Raw genomic sequence first — 24,977 nt, forward strand, 5'->3', positions numbered from 1 at the left:
ACGCCGGCTCCCCCGGTTCCGGTGAGGCGAGCTAGTCGGAGACGAGCCGTACGGCGGTGGTGTTGCGACCGTCGGCCTTGGCGTCGAACAGGGCCCGGTCGGCCTGTTCGAGCACCGTGTGCAGCTCGACGTCCACGCCGGGCCAAACCACCGCGAGACCGAGGCTGATGGTGAGGTTCTCCACCCCGGGCACCTCGATCTGCGCCACGCCCACCCGGACCCGCTCGGCCACGGCGACTACCCGGCCCTCGGCTCCCTCGAGGAAGACACAGAACTCCTCGCCGCCGAAGCGCCCGACGATCGCGCCTTGTCCGCTCTCCTGCTCGATCGTCTGAGCCACCACCGTCAGTGCCTCGTCGCCCACCAGGTGGCCCCACCGGTCGTTGAACCGCTTGAAGTGGTCGATGTCGATGAGCAGCACGCTCCACGACTCGTGCTGGCGCGAGCAGCGCTCGGCGCCGAGCGCCACCAGGTGGCGCCAGGCCTCGAACCGCAGTAGACCGGTCTTGTCGTCGTGGTCGGCCCGTTCCCGCAGCGGCTCGTGCAGGGCCGCCCGCTGGGTCAGCCCGAAGACCGGGACCAACAGCACCAGCAGCCACGGCACAGTGGTCCAGATCGCCGCCGACAGGCCGCCGATGGACAGCACCGCCGCCTCGGTCAGGTAGAACGAGGGGCTGCGCAGCGTCCGGCGCAGCCACACCTCGCTCTCGGGGCGGTTGAGGTAGGCGCTGCCGTGGAAGAGCAGCGTCTCGGCGGCGAGGAACGCGGCCCCGGACGCCAGCACGGTGACCAGGCCCCGCCCACCGGTGCCGCTCATCAGGTCCATGTCCTGGCCCGCGATCGCCGTCGAGACCGCCGCCGCCACGAGGCCGGAGAGCACCATGTAGGCGCCCGAGCCGATCCACTTCAGCACCGGCACCCGCATCCCGCGCCACCAGGCGTGCACGTAGGTCACCGTCACCACCGGCAGCAGCCACCAGGTCGGCAGCACCAGCGCCGAGGCGAACGCCCACGCCGACAGCGCCTTGTGCGGGCGCTGACTGCCGGCCACCCCGCCCTCGACGATCCGGCCCATCTCCACGTTGAGCGCCGAGGCGCCGATCAGCACCAGCACGGTGAGCAGCTCGTCGTCGCGTGCGGGCAGGTGGCCGATGTCGTGCAGGGCGAACGGCAGCACGAACGTCGCCGCCATCACCACCGCGAGGTAGGAGCGGTAGAGCGACCGTGGCACCGTGCGCCGCGCGCGGTCCTGGAGCGACGGCCCGCGCGACCGCACCATGGTCGTCTTGCTCATGCCACCGTCCGTTCCGCGGCTCCGGCTCCAACCCGAGGGCGAGCCCTCAGTCTTGCGCGCAGCTCCCGACCGACACCAGGCCTCTCCCGGTGTCGTCGGTCCAACGCGGAATCAGCGCGGGAGGTACGCGACGACCGCCGAGCCGCCGCCCCAGGCGGCGGAGAGGCGAGCTCCCGCGTCCTCGGGCAGCACGCCGTCGAGGTCGGCGACGATGACCGCAACGGCACCCGCGCCGGCCGGCTCGCCCGCGATCAGCGCGATGCGCGCACTCGGCTCGCGGGTGGTGATGTGGTGGTCGCCGTTCCAGATCTCCTCCGGCGCCTGCCCCTGATCGCCGGCCAGCGCGCGGCCGAGCACGGAGAGCGCGACCGGGTCGGTGGCGGCGTCGTAGATCCAGCGCCGGCCGAGGGCGCTGTGCTCCATCGTCGAGACGGGGCGGGCGTCCTCGAGCGGTGCGCCGCGGTAGGTGAGCAGGACGTGGCGGGTCGCGCCCGCCACGCGCACGACGAACCCCTCGATGCCGACCTCGCCGGCTGGGTCGTCGAACCGGTACGTGCCCAGCGTCGTGGTCGGCTCGCCGAACAGGGCGTCGAGCAGCTCGCTCTTGGTCGGGCTGATCGTGGCCTGGTGGATGATCGCCATGAGGCCGAACGTACCCGGCGGCGCGACGGATGGATCCGCTCGTACGGGATAACGGGGCGGGTATGTCGCTGTCGGCCTACGAGGACGAGGCACGAGACCAGCGCGGTCAGAACGGCGAGTCCACCCTCACCGTGGTGATCGCGCTGGTCGCCAACGCCCTGCTCGCGATCGCCAAGAGCGCCGCGGCCGCGCTCACCGGTTCCGCGGCGATGGTCGCCGAGTCCGCGCACTCGTGGTCCGACACCGGCAACGAGATCTTCCTCGTCATCGCCGAGCGGCGCGGCCGGCGTCCACGGGACACGCTCCACCCGCGCGGCTACGGGCGCGAGACCTACATCTGGTCGCTGGTCGCGGCCTTCGGCCTCTTCTCCGCCGGCGCGATGGTGTCGATCTGGCACGGGCTCACCACCCTCCTGCGCCCGGCCGAGGAAGGCAGCGGTCACTTCGTCACCAACTACGTCATCCTCGCCGTGGCGGTCGCCCTGGAGGGCACGTCGTTCGCGCAGGCCAGCCGCCAGGTGCGTGGGAAGGCGAGCGTGCTCGGCCTGCACCCGGCCCGCTACGTCACCCGTACGTCCGATCCGACGCTGCGGGCGGTGTTCTTCGAGGACGCCTCCGCGCTGATCGGCATCGTCATCGCCGCGGCCGGCATCGGCCTGCACCAGCTCACCGGCGATGCCGCGTACGACGCCTGCAGCTCGATCCTGATCGGCGTCCTTCTCGCCGTCGTCGCGGTCTTCCTGATGCGCCGCAACATGGCGTACCTGCTGGGCGAGGGCCTGCCACCGCAGATGCACCGGCACGTGCTGGGCCTCCTGTTGCAGCATCCCCAGATCGAGCGGGTCACCTACCTGCACGCTGAGTTCGTCGGGCCGAGCCGACTCTTCGTCGTCGCCGCGGTGGACCTGGTCGGAGACGACTCGGAGGCCCACCTGGCGCTGCGCTTCCGCGACGTCGAGCGCGACATCGAGCGCTCCGAGCTGGTCGAGGACGCCGTGCTCACCCCGGCTCCGCCGGACGAGGCCGCGCTGGTCGTCGATCAGGCCGGGTGAACCACCCGGATCGACGGTAGAAATCCGACCGGGCCCTGGTGTCGAATCAAGGTCATGGTCAGGTTCGTGAGCCCCGCCCGGCTGCGGGCACATGTCGAGCGCCTCGGCGAGGAGCATCCGCCCATCGACCTATCCTCGGTCGACTACACCGTGCGGCGCCCCGCGGAGCTCGCCCGGCGCTTCGGCGGAGTGCTGGACTACATGGCGTGCACCGAGCTGGAGGTCGAGCGCAACGTCCTCGAGCTGACCGTGCTGCTGCCCGACCCGCCCGAGGTCGACCGGTACTTCTACCGCGACGTGTGGGAGCCCCAGGAGCGCCACCACGGGCTGATCCTCGACGAGCTGCAGACCCGGATCGGGCGACCGCCCGCCCAGCCGCGGTTGGGCGGCGTGTCGTTCCCGCTGCGCCTGCTCGGCCTGCTGGCCGAGCACCACGCCATCCAGGATGTCGCCCGGATGCTCTACTACCTGACCGGCATGTCCACCGAGCGCTCGGCGGTGCTGGCCTACAGCCGTCTCCACGACGGGCTGGTCGACCTCGGCGAGGCGGCCGTGGCCCACACCGTGATCAGCCCGATCCGGCGCCAGGAGCCCGGCCACTACGCCTTCTACCAGATGTCGGCGAGGCTGCTGTGGGAGCAGCTCTCCGGCTGGCAGCGCTGGCTGGTGCGTCGGCTGCGGGCGCTCACCTTCGCCCCGGTCGGGGCGGGCGACGAGAGCCGGCTGGCCGACGTGGGCGAGCTGATGCTCGACCTGGGCATCGGCGGCCCCGCGGAGGCGGCCACCTTCGCCGCCGAGGTCACCCGGGTCGAGGCCGAGCTGCTCGCCGAGTCGGCGGCGGGCCTGAAGGTCCCGCCGTACGTGGCCCGCTCGTTCCGCCGCGCGGTCGAGCTGGCGGAGGCCCGGCGCGCCGCGGCATAGCCGCCCGCTGGTCCCGCGCCGCTGATGAGCCGGTGTCCCACGGGGTAACGCACCCCATGGAGACGCCACGCACGGTCGGGGTCGAGGAGGAGCTCCTGCTCGTGGACCCCGCGACCCGGACGATCAGCCCACGCTCGAGCGAGGTGGTCCGGGTCAACCGCGAGCGGACCGGTCGCGACGAGGTCCGAGACCGTCCGCACCCCGCCACCGACGAGCTCGACCAGGAGCTCTTCCTGCATCAGGTCGAGACCCGCACCGACCCGGCGGCCGACCTCGAGGAGATCGGGCGGCAGCTCGTCGCGGGGCGCCGCACGGCAGGCACCGCGGCCGCGGCAGCGGGGCTGGCGGTGGTCGCCTCCGGGATCGTGCCCCTCGGCGGCGACGACCCGCAGGTCTCGCCCAACGACCGCTACCGCGACATGGTCGACACGTTCGGGGAGACCGCGCGCACCGGCGCCACCTGCGGCTGCCACGTGCACGTCGCCATCGATTCGCCCCAGGAGGGCGTCGGCGTGATCGACCGGATCACCCCGTGGCTGCCGGTCCTGCTCGCCGTCTCGGCGAACTCTCCGTTCTTCGAGGGTCGCGACACCACGTACGCCTCCTGGCGCAGCCAGGCGTGGAGCCGCTGGCCGAGCGCCGGGGCGACCGAGGCGTTCGGCACCGTCGAGCAGTACGAGGAGACGGCCCGCCTGCTCATGATGACCGGAGCGGCGCGCGACGACGGGATGCTCTACTACGACGCCCGCCTCTCCCGCGGCCAGCCCACCGTGGAGGTCCGCGTGCTCGACGTGTGCACCGATCCGCAGGACGCGGTGCTGTGCGCGGCGCTGGTCCGCGGGCTGGTGCAGACCGCGGCCGACGCGTGGGCGGACGGCCGGCCGCCGGCTCCGTGGCGCGCCGAGATCCTGCGCGCGTGCACCTGGCGCGCCGCCCATCGCGGTCTGGCCGACGCCCTCGTCCATCCCGCCCGGCGCGAGCTCGCTCCGGCCCGCGACGTGCTGGCCGGGCTGATCGACCACGTCCGCCCGGCGCTCGAGGCGGCCGGCGACCTCGAGCGCGTCGAGGACGGCGTCGACCGGGTCCTGCGCGGGGGCGGGGCGACGCGACAGCGGGCAGCGTACGAGCGCCTGGGCAGCGTCGAGGGAGTCGTCGACGACCTCGTCGAGCGCACCGAGGCGACCTGGCGGTGATCCTCAGCGCCGCAGGACGAGTCCGCTGGTCGGCACGCCCGTGCCGGCGGTGACCAGCACGTTCGACACGTCGGGGACCTGGTTGACGGACGTGCCCCGGACCTGGCGGACCGCCTCGGCGATGCCGTTCATGCCGTGGATGTAGGCCTCGCCGAGCTGGCCACCGTGGGTGTTGATCGGCAGCCGGCCGCCGAGCTCGATCGCGCCGTCGGCGATGAATCCCGGCGCCTCCCCACGCCCGCAGAAGCCGAGCTCCTCGAGCTGCATCAGCACGTACGGGGTGAAGTGGTCGTACAGCACCGCGGTCTGGATCTGTGCCGGGGTGAGCCCCGACTGTCGCCACAGCTCGCGGCCGACGACGCCCATCTCCGGGATGCCGATGTCGTCGCGGTAGTACGACGTCATCACGAACTGGTCGCGCCCGCTGCCCTGGGCCGCTGCCGCGACGACGGCCGGCGTCTGGGCGAGGTCGCGCGCCCGCTCGGCCGAGGTGACCACCAGCGCGACCGCACCGTCCGACTCCTGGCAGCAGTCCAGGAGGTGCAGCGGGTCGGTGATCATCCGCGAGGCCTGGTGCTCCTCGAGAGTGATCGGCCGGCCGTGGAAGAACGCATGCGGGTTGGTGGCCGCGTGCCGCCGGTCGGCGACCGCGACCCGGCCGAAGTCCTCCGAGGTCGCGCCGTAGTCGTGCATGTAGCGCCGCGCCTGCATCGCCACCGTCGCCGCCGGCGTGCCCAGTCCGAACGGATAGGTCCAGGCGTTGTCCAGACCGTTGGTGTTGACCTGCGTCGCCGCCGTGACCGACACCTGGCCGAAGCGCGCGCCGGATCGCTCGTTGAAGCCGCGGTACGCGACCACGACGTCGGCCACGCCCGTCGCGACCGCCATCGCGGCCTGCTGCACGGTGGCGCACGCCGCGCCGCCGCCGAAGTTGATCCGACTGAAGAACCGCAGCTCCGCGATGCCCAGCTCCCGCGCGACGGCGATCTCCGAGGAGGTGTCCATCGTGAACGTGGTCAGTCCGTCGACGTCGGTCGGGCGCAGCCCGCAGTCGGCCAATGCGGCCTGCACCGCCTCCACCGAGAGCTGGAGCTCCGAGCGCCCGGAGTCCTTGGAGAAGTCGGTGGCGCCGACGCCGACGATCGCCGCCGCGCCGTTCACCATGCGATCCTCACCGTCCCGGTGACGTGTGCGCCCCCGGAGGTCGAGCTCCCGGAGGTCGAGCCCGTCGAGACCCCGCCCCCGGAGGTCGAGCCTGTCGAGACCCCGCCCCCGGAGGTCGAGCCTGTCGAGACCCAGCCGGTCACCGCGACCGTCGCGATCCCGTCCTCGACCGAGGCGACCTCGCCGGTGAACGTCAGCATGTCGTACGGGTAGGCCGGTGCGCCGAGCCGGATCGCGATGCCGCGCAGCTCGACGTCCTCGCCGGCCCACCGGGTGGCCCACTCGGTGACGTAGCGCTCGCACAGCGCCGTCGAGGTCAGGATGTTGACGAAGATGTCCCTCGAACCGGCCGCCTGGGCCCGGTCGCGGTCGTGATGGACGTCCTGGAAGTCGCGGGTCGCGAGCGCCGTCGAGACGACCATCGTCGGGGTGATCGGCACCGTCATCTCGGGTAGCCGCTCCCCCACCTCCACCGATGTCATCGCAGCCTCCAGATCGGCATCGTGAGGTCCTCGTCCAGCCGCTCGAAGTCCACCTGGAGCCGCTCGCCGATGGCGATCTCGTCCGGCTCGCAGGCCACCTCGCCCACGATCCGTACGCCCTCGTCGAGGTCGATCAGCGCGATCACGAGCGGGAGCTCCTTGCCCGGCACGGGCGGATGGTGGTGCACGACGTAGGAGAAGACGTGGCCGAGGCCCGAGGCGACCACGTGGCCGCGGTCCAGCGCCCCGCAGTCGGGGCAGGCCGGGCCGGGTGGGTGTCGCAGGGCACCGCAGGCGTTGCAGGACTGGATCCGCAGCTCGCCACGGGCCGTGCCCTCCCAGAAGTACGCGCTGTCGCGGTTGACCACGGGCCGGATCCGACTGCTCATCTCTGGGCTCATGAGACCACTCTCGGGACGAACTTCAGAACGCGGAAGAGCATCGTCGCCACGATCTCGTCGCCGACCCGCCAGATCGACCGGGAGGTCACGAAGTAGCCCTCGCCCATGCCGGTGCTCTTCGGCCCGACCACCGAGTCGAGCGCGGTCGTGACGCGGACCTGCTCCCCCACCCGCAGATAGCGGACGTACTCCTGCTCGCAGTTCGTGCCGAGCACGCCGGTGAACCCGAGGTCGGTGAGGACGTTCATCATCGCGTGCAGGGGGTCCTCGGCCGGGGCCGCGCCGCCCAGGCCGTACATCGTCCAGACCTGGGCCATCGACGGCGGTGCCTCCCCGCCCTCGAACCGGGCACGCAGGTCCTCGGGGAATCCCATCGCCTCGAGCCAGTCGTCGATCCGCGGCTGGTTGACCGGGTCGCGAGCGAGGCGCTCGGCGGCCTCGCCCCAGCCGATGATCTCCTCCGCGGCGGCCATCACTTGAGCGTGCACGGCCTCTGAGATCGAGCCCCCGGACGTCGAGCACCCGGACGTCGAGCCGCCGGAGGTCGAGCTTGTCGAGACCACCCCGCTCATCGAGGCACCCGCGGCAGACCGAGCCCGAACTGGGCGACCAGCTCGCGCTGCACCTCGTTGACCCCGCCGCCGAAGGTGAGCACCAGGTTGCGCTTCAGGGTGGCGTCGAGCAGCCGCGTCAGCCAGGCCGTCTCCGGCTCGCTCGGATCGCCGTACGTCGTGACGATCCCGAGCAGCTCGCGACCGAGTCTCTGGACCTCGGCGGAGGCGAAGATCTTGCACGCCGAGGCGTCCGCGACCGCCGCGCGACCGGTCGCGGGGCGAGCCGCGACCTGCCAGTTGAGCAGCTCGTTGACCCGGAACGCCGCGGTGGTCTCGGCGAGCACCTCGCGCACCCCCGGCTCCGCCAGCAGCCCGCGCCCCCCGGCCCAGCCCAGGACCAGGTCGCGCAAACCCTCCAGCCGTCCGGCCGGGCCGAGCATGACCCGCTCGTGGTTGAGCTGGGTGGTGATCAGTTGCCAGCCCCCGTTCTCCTCCCCGACGAGCATGTCGGCGGGGACGCGGACGTCGTCGAAGGAGGTGGCGTTGACATGGTGCGAGCCGTCGATCGTCCGGATCGGCGTCCACGAGAAGCCGGGGTCGCGGGTGTCGACGATGAGGATCGAGATGCCCTGGTGCCGGGGCGCGTCCGGGTCCGTGCGGGCGGCCAGCCAGATGTAGTCGGCGACATGCCCTCCGGTGGTCCACAGCTTCTGCCCGTTGACGACGTAGTAGTCCCCGGTCGAGCCGCCGGAGGTCGAGCCGCCGGAGGTCGAGCCTGTCGAGACCCGCCTGGCCGTCGTCCGCAGCGAGGCGAGGTCGGTGCCGGCGTCGGGCTCGGAGTAGCCGATCGCGAAGTGCACGTCGCCGGTGAGGATCCGCGGCAGGAACATCTCCTTCTGCCGCTCGGTCCCGAACTCCTGCAGCGTCGGCCCGACGGTCTGCAGTGTCACCGCCGGCAGGTGCACGTCGGCGCGGGCGGCCTCGTTGGCGAAGACCGCCTGGTGGAGGCCATCGAGTCCCTTCCCTCCGTACGCGAGCGGCCATCCGACCCCCAGGTAGCCATCGGCTCCCATCTGCTTGATGATCCGGTGGTAGGCCGGCCCGTGCCGGTCGACCAGCAGCTCCTCCTGGTCGGCGCGGCTCATCAGGCCGTCGAAGTAGGCGCGTACCTCCGCCTTGAACGCCCGCTGCTCCGAGGTGAGCTCGCTGTTCTTCGATCCGGCCTCGGCCGACTCGGCGATCGGCGCTGCCGCGATGGCGGCCAGCCGCCCGCCGAGATGGCGGGTCGCGTCCAGGGCGCCGGAGGTGTACGCGGCCAGCGGGTAGGTCTCGTCGACGCCGACCCCGCCGTGCAGGTGGTGGCAGGTCTGCAGCTCGGCGACGACCCGCGAGGTGCACCAGAGCGTCGCGATCGCGAGGTCATCGTCGGCCGGCTCCCCGGCATCGAGCCGGCGCACCACCTCCTCGACGACGAGCGCCGTGAGCCGGGAGATGACGTAGACGTCGGCGATCTGCTGGGCGACGGCCTGGAACTCGGCCAGCCGCCGGCCGAACTGGGTGCGCTCCCCGATGTACTCCGCCGTCATCCTCAGGGCGCCCGCCAGCAGCCCGTCGAGCCGGATCAGCTCGGCCGCGGCGACGTGCTGGTGCAGCGATGCCACGCTCACCCGGCCGGGGTCGAGGACGGCGATGGCGGGAGCGTTGTCGAAGGAGTACGCCGCCTCGCCGATCCCGGCGGAGTCGGGCGTCGTCGTCGCGGTGACACCCGCGCTCGCAGGGTCGACCAGCACCAGCACGGGCTCCTCGTCCGCGAGCACGGAGACCACCAGCAGCGTCTCGGTCGCGACCGGATCCGAGGGTGCGACGGCGCCGATCTTGCGCCCGCTGACGGTGGCCCCGGTGAAGATCACGGTCGGTCGCTCCGGGAACGCGACACCCGTCTCGGCGACGGCCGGGACGAGCAGCAGCCTGCCGGCGATGGCGCGCGCGACGACGTCGCGGGGCAGCGCCTCACCCGCGGCGGCCAGTATCGACAGGGTCGCCCCGAGCGGCAGGCCGACCCCGCGTCGTGCGGCCTCGCGGACCAGCACGCACGCAGCGGACAGGCCGAGCCCCTCACCGCCGTACTCCTCCGGCGCGGGCAGCGCCAGCAGGCCGGCGTCCGCCATCGCCGACCACGCCCGGGCGGGCTCCGCGGCGGCATCGGCGCGGCTCAGCACGTCGGCCAGCACGCCCGCGATCTCCGACAGGTCCTCGTCGCTCAACACCGGCTCCTTCACACTCATTTCTGGAACATGTTCTACTCTAAGCGCGTGCGGCTGCCAACCCATCCGATGCCCACGCGGGTGCTGACCCGGCCGATCGGGAGACTCCTCGGCGGCGGCACCGCCCTCGCCTCCGACTGGGCCGCCCGACGCGCCCAGGTGCCGGGCGTGGTGATTCCGACGGGCGACTGGATCGACCTGCCCGGACGGGGCCGCACCTGGCTGACCGATGCCGGCCCGCGCGACGAGCCGGCGGTGGTGCTGCTGCATGCGATCGGCTGCACCGGGATGCTGACCTGGTTCCCGAGCGTGGCCGAGCTGGCCCGGACCCACCGGGTGATCGTGTTCGACCAGCGCTGGCACGGCCGCGCGCAGCTCTTGGGCGGCGGCCGGGACGGACGCTTCGCCCTCCAGGACTGCGCCGACGATGTCGCCGCCGTGATCGACACACTCGGCCTGGAACGGCCGATCGTCGCGGGCTACTCGATGGGCGGGGTGATCGCGCAGCGCACGTGGCGTCAGCACCCCGACCTGGTGGGCGGGCTCGTTCTGGCGGCGACCAGCGATCACTTCCGGGTGACCGTGCCCGAGCTGGTCCTGCACCAGGGGCTGGAGCTCACCGGCAAGGCGCTGCGGGTGTTCGCGGCGCCAGGTCGTACCGGCGACCGGGCCGCGGCCGGCGCGCCGACCTACACGGCCGAGCAGGTCGGGCGCTGGGCCATCCGGGAGTTCCGCAGCACCAGCCCACTGACCGTGGCTCAGGTCCTCGGCGTGCTCGGTCGCCACCACTCCACCCCGTGGCTCGAGCTGGTGGACGTGCCGACGGCCGTCGTCGTGACGGCGCGGGACGGGTTGATCCCGGCCCGTCGTCAGCGCGCCCTGGCCACCCTGGTCCCGGGCGCGTCAGCGCACGAGGCCGACTGCGGCCACGGAGGATGCGTCCTGGAGGCGGCGACGTTCGTCCCGGTCATGCTCGAGGCGATCGCGAGCGTCGAGGCGCGCCTCGGCACGCGCGACGCTAGAGAAGGGCGGCGCTGAGCGCGTCGAGCTCGAGCGGGAAGTCCCGGGCGAGCCGCCACGGCTCCGGGACGGACTCCCGGCAGGCGATGATCCCGATGTGCAGCGCTCCATCGAGGCTCATCACGCTGACGTTGAGGCCGGCGCCGTGGAAGACCGGACCGAGCGGGTAGAGCCCATCGACCCGGGCGCCGAGGAAGTAGAGCGGCATCTGCGGGCCGGGCACGTTGCTGATCACGAGGTTGTGGATCACCGGACCGTGCTCGGCCAGCCGCAGCGCGGAGACCGCGCGCATCGCGGTGCCGAAGACCCGCGGGCCGGCGAACTTCGCCCAGTCCTGCAGCGTGTCGGCAGGGATCGCCTGGTGGTGGTCCTTGGCGTGCGCGTTGCTGACCGCGAGCCGGTGCAGCCGCTCGACCGGGTCGGCGACGTCGGTGCCGAGCCTCGCGAACATCGAGGACACCTTGTTGCGACCGACCTCGTGGCTGGTCTCGCCGTGCACCGAGACCGGCACCGTCGCCAGCAGCGAGGTCTCCGGCAGCTCGCCGCGATCCTCCAGGTAGCGGCGCAACGCCCCGCCACCGAGGGTGAGCACCACGTCGTTGACGGTCACGCCGGGGACCGCCTTCCGTAGGGCGCGCACGCGATCGAGCGGCAGGTCCACGATGGCGACCGAGCGCTGACCGGTGATCGAGCCGTTGAACGACGTCCGGGGCGCGGTCAGGGGCGCCGCCATCGCCATCCCACGGCGGGCCCGTTCGCTCGCCTCGGCCAGGATCCCGGCGGTCGGACGGACCAAGCCCGCGAGCTGGAACGGCTTGCGGGCGCTCTCGGCGACGCCTCGCGCGAAGAGCTCCGCGCGGCTCGGCAGCCGGCTGATCGGCTGCCACGACGGCGGCAGCTCGAGCAGCGGCGCCTCCGGCTCCAGGCTGCAGAAGAACGAGATCGCGTTGGCGCCGTTGACCCCGTCGACCGAGGCGTGGTGCATCTTCGCCACCACGGCCACCTGCCCGCTGGCGAGACCCTCGACGACGTGCATCTCCCACAGCGGATGCGACCGGTGCAGGCCCTGTCCGGCGAGGTGGCCGATCAGCTCGGTGAGCTCGGCGTCGCCGCCGGGAGCAGGCAGCACGTGGCGATGGACGTGCCGGTCGATGTCGAAGTGGCGGTCCTCCACCCAGATCGGATGATCGAGGTCGAGCGGGACGCGGCGGATCTTGCGGGTGAACATCGGCACGTCCCGCACCCGGCGCGCGATCGCGTCGCGCAGGTCCTCGAAGCGATAGGGGCGCGGCATCGTGCCGGGCTCGAGGAGCAGCAGGCCGGAGACGTGCATCAGCTGCTCGGGCGTCTCCAGATAGAGGAAGCTCGCATCGAGGCCGCTCAGCCGATCCATGGGGATGAGGATAGGGCCATTTCTGGAACGTGTTCTATCGCCCTCTCGCTAAGTTGGCCCCATGCGTCTCCGGCCCCACACCCTCCGCCAGGCCGCCCTCGCCGTGCTCGCTGCGAACGCCGCCCGCCCACTCGCCCGGCGCGAGGTGGCACCGCCGGCGTTCGCCGCCGGCTGGCTGGTCTCCGAGCTGGCCCCGCAGCTGTTGGCGATCGCCGCCGTGGACACGGCCGTCTCCGTGGCTCGGCGCCGCGTCGGGCCCCTCGGCCTGGCGCTCGCGGCCGGCTCGGCGGCCGGACTCGGCTACCTCGCGTGGCGGGCCAGCGGAACCGGCGCCACCTTCACCGAGGTCCTCGGGGAGACGTACGCCGCGGTGGCGCCCGGGGACGCGACCACGATGGAGCCCGAGCGTACGTCGCTGCGGTCCCTCGCCCGTCCGTTCGCGATGGCCGACCCGCGCGTGGAGGTGATCCGCGACGTCGCGTACACCCAAGGCGGCGTGAAGGCGCGGCTCGACATCTACCGCCCGCGCGAGGTGACGGCCGACAGCGAGGGCACCGGCGCGGCGCCCGTGCTCGTCCAGATCCACGGCGGCGCCTGGACCATCGGGCAGAAGGAGCAGCAGGGCCTGCTGCTGATGAACCGGATGGCTGCACGCGGCTGGGTCTGCGTCTCGGTCAACTACCGGTTGGCCCCGAAGTACCGATGGCCCACCCAGATCAACGACGTCCGCAACGCGCTCGGCTGGGTGCGTGACCACATCGGCGAGTACGGCGGCGACTCCGACCACGTCGTCCTCACCGGCGGCTCGGCCGGCGGGCATCTCGCATCCCTCGCCGCGCTGACCGCCGAGGTCCCGGTAGCCGGCTGTGTCCCGTTCTACGGCGTCTACGACATGGCCGGCGACGACCCGTACACCGTCTCCCTGCGGAGGTTCCTGGCCAAGCGGGTCTTCGCACCCGATGCCACCATCGAGGACTTCCGCGAGGCCTCGCCGATCGACCACGTCACGGCCGACGCCCCGGACTTCCTGGTCATCCACGGCACCAACGACACGATGGTCAGCGTGCGTCAGGCGCGTGCGTTCGTGGCCCGCTTGCGGGACGTGTCGAAGGCCTCGGTCACCTATGCCGAGCTCCCCGGCGCCCAGCACGCGTTCGAGATCTTCGGCTCGATCCGCTCGCACGCCACGATCAACGCCGTGCAGCAGTGGCTGCAGTGGCACCGCAGCCACGTCGGCGGACCGGCCGCCGGGGGCAGGCACGCCGCTCGCTAGCGCGCACGGTTTGGCGTCGACCCCCGCCGGGCACCGGGCGCCATCATCCGTTGGAAGGAGTCCCTGATGGGGTATGGAAGCGGTGCGTTTCTCCTGGCGGTCGGCCTGATCCTGGCCCTCGCCGTCGACAAGCAGGTCCAGGGCGTCGACATCACCACGATCGGCTGGATCCTGACGGCCGTCGGCGCTGTCGTCCTCGTCCTCTCCGCGCTCACCTGGAACCGCGGCCGCGCGAACCGTACGGTCGCGACCACCACTCACCGCGACGGCACCCAGACCGTCGAGGAGCGTCGCACCAGCGACTTCTGATTCGGCAGGCGCCGGCTCAGCGGCCCATGCCGACCAGGCGATCGGCGAGTTCGTACGGACGGCTCAGCGGCACCATGTGTCCGCCGTCGATCTCCTCGGGCACCAGCCCCAGCCTCTCCTCGACGACGCGGCGCATGAAGACCGCCGGGAAGAAGCGGTCGTGGCGGCAGAGCAGGAAGGACGTCGGTACGTCCGGCCAGGCCCCCAGGGGCCAGGGCGCCTCGAACGGTGCGGCCGCCTGCTGGCGGACATGCGTCCGCATCCGCGCCGTCAGCTCGGCGGGAACGTCGTGGAAGAACAGCGCGTCCTCGTCCTCCGGCGAACGCCCGTCTAGCTCGTCCTGCTCCCGCCGCGCCCTGTCGTAGCCGGTGTTGGCCCACCAGTCCCCGGGCGCCTCGCCGGGCGCGGGGGTCATGGCCGAGAGGAGCACCACCCGGCGGACCGCGGCGCGGGCGGCGACAAGGGGCGCGGTGAATCCGCCGAACGAGTGCGCGACCAGCACCGTCTCGGTCGGATCGGCGACCGCGGCGAGCACGGTGTCGGCATACTCGGGCAGCCCGGCGGCATCGTCGTCGCAGGGCAGCTCCGGCGCGGCGACGCCGTGGCCGCGAGCGCGGAGCTCCGCGGCCAGCAGATGCCAGTACCAGGAGTCGGTTCCCGCGCCCGAGATGAGCACGAAGTGGGCCACGCCCCGAGCCTAGTCGCGACCGCTCCCGCACCGGCGTCAGCGCGGGAGCCCGAGGATCTGCTCGGCCGCGATGTTGCGGAGCACCTGCGTCGTCCCGCCGGCGATCGACAGGCAGCGGGTCAGCAGCATCTCGTGCAGGTCGTCGTCGGCATCGGCGCCGCGCAGGAGCGCGAGCGGCCCGGCCAGGGAGACCGCGAGCTCGGAGGCCTCCTGCCGGCTGCGGACGCCGAGGAGCTTCGCGACGCTCGACTCGGGCCCCGGGCCGGAGCCGGCCAGGGTGCGGAGCGTGACCCGCGCACCGAGCAGGGCGCACACCGTCGCGAGCGCCACCTGGTGCCCCACGCGCACCCGATCGACCGCCGACTCCCCCGCCGACCCCCCGGCCAGCTCGACGCAGCGCTCCACGCTGGCGCCGAGCCGCGCGGACGCCATCGCGACGCGCTCGTTGGCGAGCGTCGTACGGGCCAGTGCCCAGCCGCCGTCGACCGGGCCGACGACGCACGACTCGGGGACGAGGACGCCGTCGAGGAACACCTCGTTGAACATCGCATCCCCGGTCATCTCGCGCAGCGGGCGCACGTCGAGGCCCGGGGAGCCCATGTCGACGAGGAAGTACGTGATGCCGCGGTGGCGGCGCTCCTCGGGGTTCGTCCGCGCCAGGCAGATCGCCCAGTCGGCCTCCCGGGCCAGCGAGGTCCAGACCTTCTGGCCGGTGAGCCGCCAACCGCCGTCCACGCGCTCCGCGCGGGTGGTCAGCGACGCCAGGTCCGATCCGGCGCCGGGCTCGCTGAAGAGCTGGCACCAGCGGATCTCCCCGCGCAGCGACGCCCGTACGAACCGCTCGCGCTGCGCGTCGGTGCCGTGCTTCAGGATCGTCGGGACGGCCCAGCCGGCGATCTTGAGGTCCGGCCTCTCCACGCCCGCGGCGGCGAGCTCCTCGTCGATCACGAGCTGCACGACGGGCGAGGCGTCGATGCCGTACGGGGCGGGCCAGTGCGGCGTCAGGTAGCCGGCCTCCACGAGCGCAGCGCGACGGTCCCCGACCGAGGTGGCCGCGATCTCGGCGACCTGTTCGCGCACGGCGGTCCGGATCGGCTCGTCCCGGTCCGCGAAGTCGATCCGGAGCCGGCGGCGCGTGCCGTCGACGGCGCGCGCTGCGAGCGACGCCGCGAAGTCGTCGCCGCTGCCGAGGAGGGAGCGCAGCGCGATCGCCCGCCGGAGATAGAGGTGCGCGTCGTGCTCGAAGGTGAACCCGATCCCGCCGAGGACCTGCACGCAGTCCTGGGCGACCCGGACCGCGCCGTCGAGGCACGTCGCGCCGGCGACCTCGGCGGCGTACGCCCACTGCTCCTCGTCGCGCCCGTCCGCGGCGCAGGCGACGTCCCATGCCGCCGCGGCGATCGCCTCGGTGGTCTCGAGCATCGCCGCGCACAGATGCTTGATGGCCTGGAAGCTGCCGATCGGCGCCCCGAACTGCTCGCGCACCTTCGCGTAGGCGACGGCGGTCGCGAGGCACCACGACGCGATGCCCGCGCACTCGGCTGCTGCGAGCGTGACGACCATCCGGCGTACGTCGTCCGCGGTGAGCCCCGCGACCTCCGTCGCCTCGCCCGCACCGCTCCACGCCACCCGCGCCGCGCGCCGGGTCAGGTCGAGCCCCTCGGCCGCCTCGAGCGACACCTCATCGGAGCCGACCAGCCACCAGGAGTCCTCATCGGGCAGCAGGAGGTGGGAGGCGCCGACGGCGTCGTACGCCACCTCCGGGCCGAGCGCGAACCCGGCCCGCGCGCCCTCCGGCAACCCCTCGCCGTGCCGCGCCAGCAGTGCGCCGACCACTGTCGTCCCCAGCAGCGCCCCCGGCACCAGCGCTGCCGCACACGCCTCCAGGGCGACCGCCTGGTCGAGGATCGATCCCCCGCCGCCGCCGAGCGACTCCGGCACGCAGATGCCGGCGACCCCCTGGGCGACGACCTTGCCCCAGGCCGCATCGAAGCCCTCGCCCGCCTGCCCCTCCGCTGCGCGGGCGAGCGCTGGACCACCCAGCCCTTCGGCCCACGACCGCAGGCTCGCTGCCAGGTCCCGATGCTCCTCGCTGACGCCGATCGGCATGAACTCTCCTCAGAATCAGGTAGAACGTGTTTCAATTCTACCCGAAAAGGAGAACGTGTTTCATAGATCGGGCCTCGGCCGGTTAGCCTGACGCCGGCCACTCGGCCTGATCGAGGGCCGACGAAGCGTCGAGGGAGGATGCACGGTGACCAGCACCACGGGGACTGAGGCGACCAGCAGCGGATCGGCCGCGCAGCGGGAGCGGCGCAAGCGGATCCTCGACGCGACCATCGCCCTGGCCTCCGAGGGCGGCTTCGACGCCGTCCAGATGCGGACCGTCGCGGACGACGCGGAGGTCGCGCTCGGCACGCTCTACCGCTACTTCCCCTCCAAGATCCATCTCCTCGTCTCGGCGCTGGACCGCGAGTTCGAGCGCGCCGAGAAACGCACCGCCGAGCTCGCCGTGCCCGGCGACAACCCGCACGAGCGGGTGATGTTCATCCTCGGGCGGACCACCGCGGCGCTGCAGAAGTCGCCGCTGCTCACCGAGGCGATGGTGCGCGCGTTCATGTTCGCCGACGCCTCGGTCGCCGGGGAGATCCACCAGGTCGGCATGCGGCTGACCACGATGATCTCCCGCGCCATGTCCGGCTCCCCCGAGCACGCCGAGGCGACCGAGGAGGAGGCCGCGATCGTCCGCGTCATCTCGGACGTGTGGCTGGCCGCCCTGGTCGGCTGGGTCACCGGACGTACCAGCGCCGAGGACGTCACCCAGCAGATCGACGTCGCGGTCGGCCTGCTGCTGCGTTGAGAGGTCAACCTCCGAAGGCGTGGGTGGCGGTGGCTCCGCCGTCGATCGCCAGCTCGGCACCGGTCATGAAGGACGACTCGTCGCTGGCCAGGTAGACGTACAGCGGGGCGATGTCCTCCGGGACGCCGACGCGCTTGAGCGCGACCTTCGATCCGCCCCACGCCATCGCGGCGTCGTCCGCGCCGACGCCGCGGGTCATGCCGGTGTCGATCATGCCGGGGTGGACCGAGTTGACCCGGATGCCCTTCGGCCCGAGCTCGAGGGCAGCCGCCTTGGTGAGCCCGCGGATCGCGAACTTGGTCGAGGTGTAGCCCGCGACCACCGGCATGCCGGCCAGGCCCTCGATCGAGGAGGCGTTGATGATCGAGCCACCGCCGCTCGCCGTCATGATCGGCGCGACCGACTTGATGCCGAGGAAGCAGCCGAGGGTGTTGACCCGCCAGAGCAGCTCGAACTCCTCGACGGACTGGTTGACGATCTCGTTGAACCGCAGGATGCCGGCGTTGTTGGCCAACACGTCGACCGAGCCGAACCGATCGCCCACCTCGTCCACCAGCGCACCCCAGGAGGACTCCGAGCTGACGTCGTGGCGCACGAAGAGCGCGACGTCGCCCCCGAAGTCCTGGCACAGCTCCTTGGCGAGCAGCTGCCCGGGCTCGTCGGCGACGTCGGCGATGGCGACGCGGGCGCCCTCCTCGACGAAGGCCCGGCTGATCGCCGCGCCCTGGCCCTGCGCGCCACCGGTGACGATGGCGATCTTGTTCTGCAGACGTCCCATGTCAGCTCCCAGCGTTCGAGTGAGCGAGTTCGGCGGGCGTGAGTCGCATGATGGCGTCGGCGGCGAAGCCGGCGCTCGGGTCGCGATCGGCGAACCAGCCGCCGACCTGCGCGTCCAGCGAGTCGAGATCCCAGGTGGTCGCGCCGGCGCCGTCGACGGCGAGATCCCAGCGCCGGGCGACGGTCGGCGCGGCGATCGCCGCGATCATCCCGCCGTAGACGACGAACACCTGACCGGTGATGTTCGCGGCGGCCGGCGAGGCGAGGTAGGCGACCAGCGGGGCGACGTGCTCGGGGCTGTACGGATCGACGTCCGCACCGGAGGTGTCGGCGCCGAAGACATCGGCCGTCATCGCCGTCCGTGCGCGGGGGCAGATCGCGTTCGCCCGTACGCCGGAGCGACCCAGCGCCCGCGCGGTCGACATGGTCAGCGCGGCGATGCCGGCCTTGGCGGCGGCGTAGTTCGGCTGCCCGGGAGGGCCCGAGAGGAAGGCCTCCGAGGCGGTGTTGACCACGGCCGCGTCGACGGGCGCTCCGGTCTCCTTGGCTCGATGGCGCCAGTAGGCGCCGGCGTTGCGGGAGAGCAGGAAATGGCCGCGCAGGTGGACGGCGATGACCGCGTCGAACTCCTCGTCGGTCATGTTGAAGAGCATCTTGTCGCGGGTCATGCCGGCGTTGTTGACCACGATGTCGAGGCGTCCCCAGCGGTCCACGGCGGTCGACATCATCAGGTCGGCGGTGGCGCGCCGGCTCACGTCGCCGGGCGCGAGCGCCGCCTCACCGCCGAGCGCGCGGATCTCGTCGAGCACGTCGTCGGCGCCGCCGGGCAGGTCGTTGAGGACGACCCGGGCGCCGGCGCCCGCGAGGGCCAGCGCCTCGGCACGGCCGAGGCCGGCGCCCGCACCGGTCACGATCGCGACCGTGCCGTCGAGCCGTCCCGGCGAGGTGGCAGCCATCGGATCAGTCCTCGACGATGCTGATCGCCGCACGCGGGCAGCCGGCGACCGCCCGCTCGACCCGCTCGCGATTCTCGTCGGTCACCGTCGGGTCCTCGATCTGGAGCAGGTCCTCGTCGTCGAGCTGGAAGACGTCGGGGGCCATCCCCTCGCAGATGCCGTTGGACTCGCAGAGGTCCCAGTCGACGCTGATCGTGGCCATGGAGATTTCCCTCTCGTCGGGTACGGGTACGGCGCTCAGCCCTGGCCGGGCAGGCCGGACATCTTGCGGTGGTCCCAGCTGGCGAGCCGCTCGGCCTCGATCACGACGCCGACGCGCTTGCTCGCCTGCTTGTCGAGGATCTGGTCACCCAGCTCGCCGAGGTCGGCGTCGCCGGCCATCCGCTGCGTCACGCGGGCGCCGAGGGCCCGGATCTCGTCATACTCCTCCACGAGCCGCGCCACGCCCCGGATGCTCACACCCCGCAGCTCGAAGTAGTCCTGACCGTCCTCGACGAGCACGCTGACGCGCGGGTCGCGTCGGATGTTGGTGATCTTCTGCGAGGCGCCGTAGGTCCAGAACGTGATCCGGCCGGCGTCGTCGAGGGCGTAGAAGAGTGTGGACAGGTGCGGCGCGCCGTCGGGTCCGATCGTGGCGACCTGCACCTTCATCTGATCGCGCAGGAACGCGGCCACCTCGTCATCCGTCAGCCGTACGGCGTCGCGTCCTGCGGCCATCTCCACCCCTTCGAACTAGAACGTGTTCTACTCTAGCAGTCAGTTGGACACCATGTCATCGATCAACCAGGTGCCGTCCTGCTTGACCAGGGTGAGCAGCTGCCACTGCGGACTGGCGACCGAGTTGGTGGTGCTGCTCGCGGTGGCGGCCTGGTTGACGAAGACCAGCACCCGGGCGCGGTCGCCGGTGGCCGAGACGATCGAGACGGCGCAGTCGTCGGACTTGCAGGCGTCCTTGCTGCCGGACAGCGAGGCCACGTTCGCCTTGATGGTGACCTTCATCTTGGCCTGCTCGGCGCGCTGATCCTTCGGCGGGAGATCGGCCTCGTACTTCTTCCGCATCGACGGCGTCATCAGCTTCTCCGCGGCGGCGATGTCGGCGTCGGCCTGCGCGGCACGGTAGGACATCGCCGTCGTCGTCATCGAGCCCGCCTGCTGCATGATCCCGGCCCGGACGGCCGACGAGGCGAGCTCGCCGTCCGGGGCGGTGTCGGAGTCGTTCGCATGCTTGACCGTCACGGCGATGCCGGCGACCACGACGACCAGGAGCAGCGCCAGGACGGCGGTGAGCACGCCAGGCCTCGGGGCGCGCTGCCCTTCCACCTCGACCTCCGGCGTCATGACACACCTGCCAGGTCGGACATCTTCCACCCGTCGTCAGTGTCGGTCATGGTCACGACGAAGCGGTACGTGTCGCAGGACGCACCGGCGTGCGGACACGCAGCCGTCGCCTTCTGCTTGGTCGTCGAGGCGTTCTTGACCACGACGTTCGCCGCCACCATCGCCTTCGCGGTGTCCCCGTCGACCGAGCGCAGGCCGACCCAGCGCACGTCGCCCGTCGAGACCGCCTTGGCCTGCACCGCCGCGGTCTTGAGCGTCGCCGCGGTGCCGGCGTACTGCTTCTTGAAGGAGCCGGTCGCCAGCGACTCGACGGCCTTCTGCTTGTCGTCCATGTGCTGGTAGTCCACGTCGAGGAACGCGAGCACCGAGCGTGTCGCCGCGGCCTGGACGTCGGCGTACTCGTCGACGGTCTTCTTGGCATCGGTGTCCCACGGCAGCACGCGATTGCCGCCGATCAGCACGATGACCAGCGCGATCAGGGCAAGCACCAGCACAGCGGCCAGGGCCGCGTTGATCTTCGTGATCACTCGGTGCCCGCTCCGGATGCTCGTGACCCGCTCAGCGTCTCCGCATAGCTCTGCAGGACGGAGAGTGGTCCGCCGCCGTTGCCTGGTGTCACCGTTACCGTCCTCCCGTTCCCGAGATCTGTGGCGCCCGTCACGGCATCGTACGACCCGAGCCGAAGCGGGGTGTCGATACTCGCCGCGGGCGGGACCATGTTCGCCCCGCGCTGGTTGATCGGGTCGGGGCCGGTGTAGCCGGGCTGGGCTCGCGCGTCGGTGCACTTGGCGTGGTAGTACGGCCGCGGGTCCTCCATCTGCACCCCGGGGATCCAGTCCTTGGTCGGCATGTAGCCCTTGGTGCAGACCGGGGTGGTGTAGGTGAGCTGCATGTTGAGGTGGCCGTACCCGTCGCCGGGTGTGCCGACGAAGCCGTTCGCCACCATCAGCGGGAAGGTGACCAGGGTCTGCTCGATCGCCGGCAGCCGGGCGGTCAGCACCTGGTTAACGGTCGCCAGGTTCGTGATGAAGAGCGGGAAGAGCGGCTGCAGGCCCTCGACCAGTGACTGCACCTGGGTGACGGTCGAGGTCCCGCCCTGCAGGATCTGGCGCAGCTGCGGGTCGGAGGTCCGCAGCGCCTGGGTCACGCCGGCCAGCCCCGCGGCGAACGTACGGATGTCGTCGGCGTGGGCCTGCTGCGTGGCGAGCACCTTCCGGCTGCTGTCGAGCAGCGAGATGGTGCTGTCCTTGTGCTTGCTGGCGACGTCGATCAGGTCGGCGCCGGAGTCGACGAGCGCGCGCAGGTTCTTGGCGTTGCCCCGGAACATGTCGCCCAGCTCGGTGACGAAGGTCTGCAGGTCGTGGGAGTTCACCGAGTTGGCGAAGCCGTTGATCTTGGTGAGCAGGTCGTCGGTCGACTCGGGCAGCGCGTCGGCGCTCGCGGTGAGCGTGTCGCCGGTGCGCAGGTACGGGCCGTCGGCCGCGGCGGGCAGGAAGTCGAGGTACTGCTCGCCGACCGCGGAGAGGTTGTGCACCCGGACCTGCGCGTCGCGCGGGATGTCGGTGCCGGGATCGAGGCGCAGCACCGCCCGGGCACCGCCCCGGGTCAGCTGCATCGCCGTCACCTTGCCGACCTTGACGCCGCGGTAGTCGACCTCGCTGCCGACGTAGAGCCCGCCGGATCCGGGGAGCGAGACGCTGACCTGGTAGCCGCGCCCGAGGACCTTGTCGACCACGCCGAGGTAGGAGGCCGCGACGTAGACGATGCCGACGGCCGCCAGCACCACGAAGGTGAGCAGCCGGATCCGCACCCCGCGGGTCACTTCCTCCCACCCCCCAGCAGGCCGCCGAGCAGCGAGTCGGCCAGTCCGCCGATGGTGCCGCCGGAGCCCGCACCGGAGGCGGACGTGTTGCCGAGCAGGCCGCCGGTGATGCCCTGCAGGATCGAACCCGGGTCGTTGGGCTGCAGCGGGTTGCTGGGCGCCTTGGTGCTCTTGGTCGAACCGTTGCTGGTGCTCGGCAGCACGCTCGCCTTGCCGACCATCGAGCAGGCGAAGTCGAGGCCGGTGAGCTTGCACAGCGTCTTCACCAGCGGCTGGAGCTGGTTGCAGTCGCTGGCGTAGGTGCTGCACAGCTGGAGCACCTGCGGCAGCCCGGTGCTGCCGCCGGTGGCGAGCCCGTTGAGCATCTTCCCGAGATCGAACTCCATGTGGAACAGCGCATTGGAGTAGTCCCCCTTCGCCAGTGACTCGGCCTCCTTCGGGAACGGGAAGCTGGCCGCCATCATCACGCCGCGGGGCAGCGAGTCCCCGGCGTCGGCGAGCTTGGTCAGCGTCGGGCGAAGGTCGTCGAGGATCCCGGTGATGTCGTCGCCGTTGCGGTTGATCACGCGCGAGGCGACGGTGCCGAGGTTGTCGAGTCCCCGGAGCATGTTCATCAGGTCGTGGTGCTGCCGGTGGAGCACCGTGATCGCCGGCCCGAACGAGTCGAGCGCGTCGCTGATCGTGCTCTTCTCCTTGTTGAGCGTGGAGGTCAGCCGATCGACCTGGGTCATCGCGTCGATGATCGAGTCCTTGGACTGGTCCAGGGTGCCGACCAGGGTGTCGATCCGGGTCAGCACCGCACGGATGTCCTCGGTGCGACCGTCCATCATCTTGTTGAGCTCGGTGCTGATCGTCTTGAGCTGGCCCACCCCACCGCCGGCGAGCAGCGAGGACAGCGCCCCGAGCACCTCCTCCACCTCGGGATTGCGGGCGGTCGAGGCGAGGGCGATGTGCGCGCCGTCCTTCAGCCGGCCGGCGTTCGCGACCGTCTCCCCGGCCGGCGCGGAGAGCGAGATGTACTTCTCCCCCAGCAGGCTGGTCTGGCGTACGTCTGCGACGGCGTCGGCCGGCAGCACGATGTCCTTGCGGATCGTCATCGTCACCTCGGCGTGCCAGCCGACCCGCTTGACCGAGTCCACCTGTCCGACGGCGACGTCGTTGGCCATCACCAGGGTGCGCGGCACGACATCGACCACGTCGGCGAAGTCGGCGCTGACCTGGTAGCCGTCGGACGCCTTGACCGCCTTGCCGGGCAGTGGCAGGTCGTACGCCTGGATGCCGCAGCCGCTCACCCCGGCGAGGGTGATCAGGAGCAGCATGAGCGCGAGGCAGCGCCGGACCCTGCGCCGCATCCGGGGCGCGTTCACTTCTTCCCACCGCCGATCATCTGCTGCACCTGCGAGGCGAGCCCGCCGAGCGTGCTGGTGCCGTTCGTGACCAGCGACGGGACGCTGAGCAGGTTGGTCAGGCCGGCGCCGACGGTGGTGGCGACCGTGTCCGGGACGAGCAGCTTGAACAGCTTGCAGACCAGCCCGGCGTCGGGGAGCTTGTCGTTGGTGACGATCCCGCACAGCAGGCCGGGCAGATCCATGCCGGTCGGGCCGAGCTGCAGGCGGATGCCCTCGGTGCCGGTGCCGGCGTCGAAGGAGTCGGCCAGGTCGCCGAGGCCGAGCGGCGCCAGCTGCAGGACGTCGGCGAGGCTCTGCTTCTGGTCCGCGACCACCTTCAGCGTGGTGGTCAGATCGGAGATGCCGGTGGTCAGCTTGTCCTTGTTGTCGCGGACGAAGTCGCCGGTGATGTCGACCGCGTCGGCGATCGCCGAGAGCGCCTTCTGCAGGTCACCGCTCTCGCCGGACAGCTCCTTCGAGACCTGCGCCAGGTGGGTCATGAACCGCTGCACGGTCGGATCGTTCTCGTCGAGCGTGGTGGTGATCCGGTTGAGCCCGTCGAGGGTCTCGAACAGGTTGCCGGAGTTCTTGTCGAGGGTCTGTGCCACCTGCGACAGGTTGGCCAGCATCTGGTTGCCGAGCTTGCCGTTGCCGTCGAGGGCGGTGGCGCCGGCCTTGAGCGCGTTGTTGAGCGCGCCGTTCTTGTTGGCGCCGTTCGGGCCGAGCGCATCGGTCAGGTCGGCGACGGACTTGTAGATCTCGTCCATCTCCACCGGCACGGCCGTACGGGCCTTCGGGATGTCGCCGCCGTCGGCCAGGACGGCCCCGGACGTGTAGGCGGGCGCGAGCTGGACGAACCGGTCGGCCACCAGCGTCGGCGTCACGATCGCGGCCTTCACGTCGGCGGGCAGGTGGTACTTGGCGTCGTACTTCATCGTCACGGTGACGCTGTCGCCGTCGGGCTTTACCGACGTCACCGTGCCGACCCGTACGCCCATGATGTCGACGTCGGAGCCCTTGAAGATGCTGGTGGCCTGCGAGAAGTGGGCGGTCACGGTACGGGTCCCGTCGCCGCCGCCGATCGCCGTCACCCCGGCGGCGATCACCAGCAGCACGACGACCACGGCGACCATCCGCCACGGGGTCAGCGCTCGGACCCAGATCATGGGCCGTGTCGGAGGATGGG

At 71.8% G+C, this 24,977-nt stretch carries 26 protein-coding genes; 7 read left to right on the top strand and 19 right to left on the bottom strand.

What is annotated here, in order from left to right:
- Positions 1-31 precede the first annotated feature (31 nt).
- Complete coding sequence (locus ACZ5L9_RS19195; protein WP_464531071.1) at positions 32-1,294, bottom strand: GGDEF domain-containing protein; 1,263 nt, start codon at positions 1,292-1,294, stop codon at positions 32-34.
- A 111-nt stretch (positions 1,295-1,405) separates the two neighbouring features.
- Positions 1,406-1,936 carry a maltokinase N-terminal cap-like domain-containing protein gene (locus ACZ5L9_RS19200; RefSeq protein WP_464531074.1) on the bottom strand — a complete coding sequence of 177 codons (531 nt, stop codon included), beginning with the start codon at positions 1,934-1,936 and terminating at the stop codon, positions 1,406-1,408.
- A 62-nt stretch (positions 1,937-1,998) separates the two neighbouring features.
- On the opposite strand from ACZ5L9_RS19200, the gene ACZ5L9_RS19205 reads away from it, so the two are divergent.
- From ACZ5L9_RS19205 to ACZ5L9_RS19215, 3 genes are read left to right on the top strand one after another with little or no spacing between them, the layout of a single operon-like run.
- Positions 1,999-2,988: a cation diffusion facilitator family transporter gene (locus ACZ5L9_RS19205; RefSeq protein ID WP_464531078.1), complete on the top strand. Its 990-nt coding sequence runs from the start codon at positions 1,999-2,001 to the stop codon at positions 2,986-2,988.
- A gap of 54 nt (positions 2,989-3,042) precedes the next feature.
- Positions 3,043-3,909, top strand: coding sequence for a GTP-binding protein LepA (locus tag ACZ5L9_RS19210; protein ID WP_464531082.1), 867 nt, complete (start codon positions 3,043-3,045; stop codon positions 3,907-3,909).
- Positions 3,910-3,965: 56 nt separating this feature from the next.
- Positions 3,966-5,102, top strand: coding sequence for a carboxylate-amine ligase (locus ACZ5L9_RS19215; protein ID WP_464531086.1), 1,137 nt, complete (start codon positions 3,966-3,968; stop codon positions 5,100-5,102).
- Between the two features lie 3 nt (positions 5,103-5,105).
- On the opposite strand, the gene ACZ5L9_RS19220 is transcribed toward ACZ5L9_RS19215, so the two are convergent.
- From ACZ5L9_RS19220 to ACZ5L9_RS19240, 5 genes are read right to left on the bottom strand one after another with little or no spacing between them, the layout of a single operon-like run.
- Complete coding sequence (locus ACZ5L9_RS19220) at positions 5,106-6,263, bottom strand: lipid-transfer protein (RefSeq protein ID WP_464531090.1); 1,158 nt, start codon at positions 6,261-6,263, stop codon at positions 5,106-5,108.
- Complete coding sequence (locus ACZ5L9_RS19225) at positions 6,260-6,748, bottom strand: MaoC/PaaZ C-terminal domain-containing protein (RefSeq protein WP_464531094.1); 489 nt, start codon at positions 6,746-6,748, stop codon at positions 6,260-6,262. The genes ACZ5L9_RS19220 and ACZ5L9_RS19225 overlap by 4 nt, the downstream gene beginning before the upstream one ends.
- Complete coding sequence (locus ACZ5L9_RS19230) at positions 6,745-7,137, bottom strand: Zn-ribbon domain-containing OB-fold protein (protein WP_464531098.1); 393 nt, start codon at positions 7,135-7,137, stop codon at positions 6,745-6,747. Before ACZ5L9_RS19230 ends, ACZ5L9_RS19225 begins: the two co-directional genes overlap by 4 nt.
- Positions 7,138-7,145: 8 nt before the next feature.
- Positions 7,146-7,721: an FAS1-like dehydratase domain-containing protein gene (locus tag ACZ5L9_RS19235; RefSeq protein ID WP_464531101.1), complete on the bottom strand. Its 576-nt coding sequence runs from the start codon at positions 7,719-7,721 to the stop codon at positions 7,146-7,148.
- Entirely contained in the window at positions 7,718-9,988 is a 2,271-nt protein-coding gene (locus ACZ5L9_RS19240; protein WP_464531106.1) for an acyl-CoA dehydrogenase, read from the bottom strand. The genes ACZ5L9_RS19235 and ACZ5L9_RS19240 overlap by 4 nt, the downstream gene beginning before the upstream one ends.
- Before the next feature lie 27 nt (positions 9,989-10,015).
- Here ACZ5L9_RS19240 and ACZ5L9_RS19245 point away from each other — a divergent pair, with 27 nt between their 5' ends.
- Positions 10,016-11,005, top strand: coding sequence for an alpha/beta fold hydrolase (locus tag ACZ5L9_RS19245; protein ID WP_464531110.1), 990 nt, complete (start codon positions 10,016-10,018; stop codon positions 11,003-11,005).
- On the opposite strand, the gene ACZ5L9_RS19250 is transcribed toward ACZ5L9_RS19245, so the two are convergent.
- Complete coding sequence (locus ACZ5L9_RS19250; RefSeq protein ID WP_464531114.1) at positions 10,986-12,380, bottom strand: WS/DGAT/MGAT family O-acyltransferase; 1,395 nt, start codon at positions 12,378-12,380, stop codon at positions 10,986-10,988. The two genes, ACZ5L9_RS19245 and ACZ5L9_RS19250, sit on opposite strands and share 20 nt — an antisense overlap.
- A 61-nt stretch (positions 12,381-12,441) precedes the next feature.
- Here ACZ5L9_RS19250 and ACZ5L9_RS19255 point away from each other — a divergent pair, with 61 nt between their 5' ends.
- A complete protein-coding gene (locus tag ACZ5L9_RS19255) occupies positions 12,442-13,653 on the top strand; it encodes an alpha/beta hydrolase fold domain-containing protein (RefSeq protein WP_464531118.1) in 1,212 nt (403 codons plus the stop codon).
- Between the two features lie 66 nt (positions 13,654-13,719).
- Complete coding sequence (locus ACZ5L9_RS19260; RefSeq protein ID WP_464531121.1) at positions 13,720-13,962, top strand: DUF6458 family protein; 243 nt, start codon at positions 13,720-13,722, stop codon at positions 13,960-13,962.
- A gap of 16 nt (positions 13,963-13,978) precedes the next feature.
- Here the strand turns inward: ACZ5L9_RS19260 and ACZ5L9_RS19265 are convergent, their stop codons facing one another.
- Together ACZ5L9_RS19265 and ACZ5L9_RS19270 are read right to left on the bottom strand one after the other, a co-directional pair.
- Complete coding sequence (locus ACZ5L9_RS19265; protein WP_464531125.1) at positions 13,979-14,650, bottom strand: alpha/beta hydrolase; 672 nt, start codon at positions 14,648-14,650, stop codon at positions 13,979-13,981.
- A 36-nt stretch (positions 14,651-14,686) separates the two neighbouring features.
- Entirely contained in the window at positions 14,687-16,759 is a 2,073-nt protein-coding gene (locus tag ACZ5L9_RS19270; protein WP_464531128.1) for an acyl-CoA dehydrogenase family protein, read from the bottom strand.
- A 145-nt stretch (positions 16,760-16,904) separates the two neighbouring features.
- On the opposite strand from ACZ5L9_RS19270, the gene ACZ5L9_RS19275 reads away from it, so the two are divergent.
- Positions 16,905-17,510 carry a TetR family transcriptional regulator gene (locus tag ACZ5L9_RS19275; protein ID WP_464531132.1) on the top strand — a complete coding sequence of 202 codons (606 nt, stop codon included), beginning with the start codon at positions 16,905-16,907 and terminating at the stop codon, positions 17,508-17,510.
- 4 nt (positions 17,511-17,514) lie between these two features.
- On the opposite strand, the gene ACZ5L9_RS19280 is transcribed toward ACZ5L9_RS19275, so the two are convergent.
- The 9 genes from ACZ5L9_RS19280 to ACZ5L9_RS19320 are packed head-to-tail and all read right to left on the bottom strand — an operon-like array spanning position 17,515 to position 24,957.
- Positions 17,515-18,288, bottom strand: coding sequence for an SDR family NAD(P)-dependent oxidoreductase (locus tag ACZ5L9_RS19280; RefSeq protein WP_464531137.1), 774 nt, complete (start codon positions 18,286-18,288; stop codon positions 17,515-17,517).
- 1 nt (position 18,289) lies between these two features.
- Entirely contained in the window at positions 18,290-19,243 is a 954-nt protein-coding gene (locus ACZ5L9_RS19285) for a 3-oxoacyl-ACP reductase (RefSeq protein ID WP_464531142.1), read from the bottom strand.
- 4 nt (positions 19,244-19,247) lie between these two features.
- A complete protein-coding gene (locus ACZ5L9_RS19290; protein WP_464531147.1) occupies positions 19,248-19,445 on the bottom strand; it encodes a ferredoxin in 198 nt (65 codons plus the stop codon).
- A gap of 35 nt (positions 19,446-19,480) precedes the next feature.
- A complete protein-coding gene (locus ACZ5L9_RS19295; RefSeq protein ID WP_464531150.1) occupies positions 19,481-19,960 on the bottom strand; it encodes a pyridoxamine 5'-phosphate oxidase family protein in 480 nt (159 codons plus the stop codon).
- Positions 19,961-19,999: 39 nt separating this feature from the next.
- Positions 20,000-20,533: a hypothetical protein gene (locus ACZ5L9_RS19300; RefSeq protein ID WP_464531154.1), complete on the bottom strand. Its 534-nt coding sequence runs from the start codon at positions 20,531-20,533 to the stop codon at positions 20,000-20,002.
- Between the two features lie 44 nt (positions 20,534-20,577).
- A complete protein-coding gene (locus tag ACZ5L9_RS19305) occupies positions 20,578-21,108 on the bottom strand; it encodes a hypothetical protein (protein ID WP_464531158.1) in 531 nt (176 codons plus the stop codon).
- The gene (locus tag ACZ5L9_RS19310) at positions 21,105-22,403 is read right to left on the bottom strand and encodes an MlaD family protein (protein ID WP_464531163.1); all 1,299 of its coding nucleotides are present in this window, start codon (positions 22,401-22,403) and stop codon (positions 21,105-21,107) included. The genes ACZ5L9_RS19305 and ACZ5L9_RS19310 overlap by 4 nt, the downstream gene beginning before the upstream one ends.
- On the bottom strand, positions 22,400-23,755 hold the full coding sequence (locus ACZ5L9_RS19315; protein WP_464531167.1) for an MCE family protein: 1,356 nt from the start codon (positions 23,753-23,755) through the stop codon (positions 22,400-22,402). The genes ACZ5L9_RS19310 and ACZ5L9_RS19315 overlap by 4 nt, the downstream gene beginning before the upstream one ends.
- Positions 23,756-23,766: 11 nt before the next feature.
- A complete protein-coding gene (locus ACZ5L9_RS19320) occupies positions 23,767-24,957 on the bottom strand; it encodes an MCE family protein (protein ID WP_464531171.1) in 1,191 nt (396 codons plus the stop codon).
- Positions 24,958-24,977 lie beyond the last annotated feature (20 nt).

This window comes from Nocardioides sp. JCM 18998 (assembly GCF_055391535.1).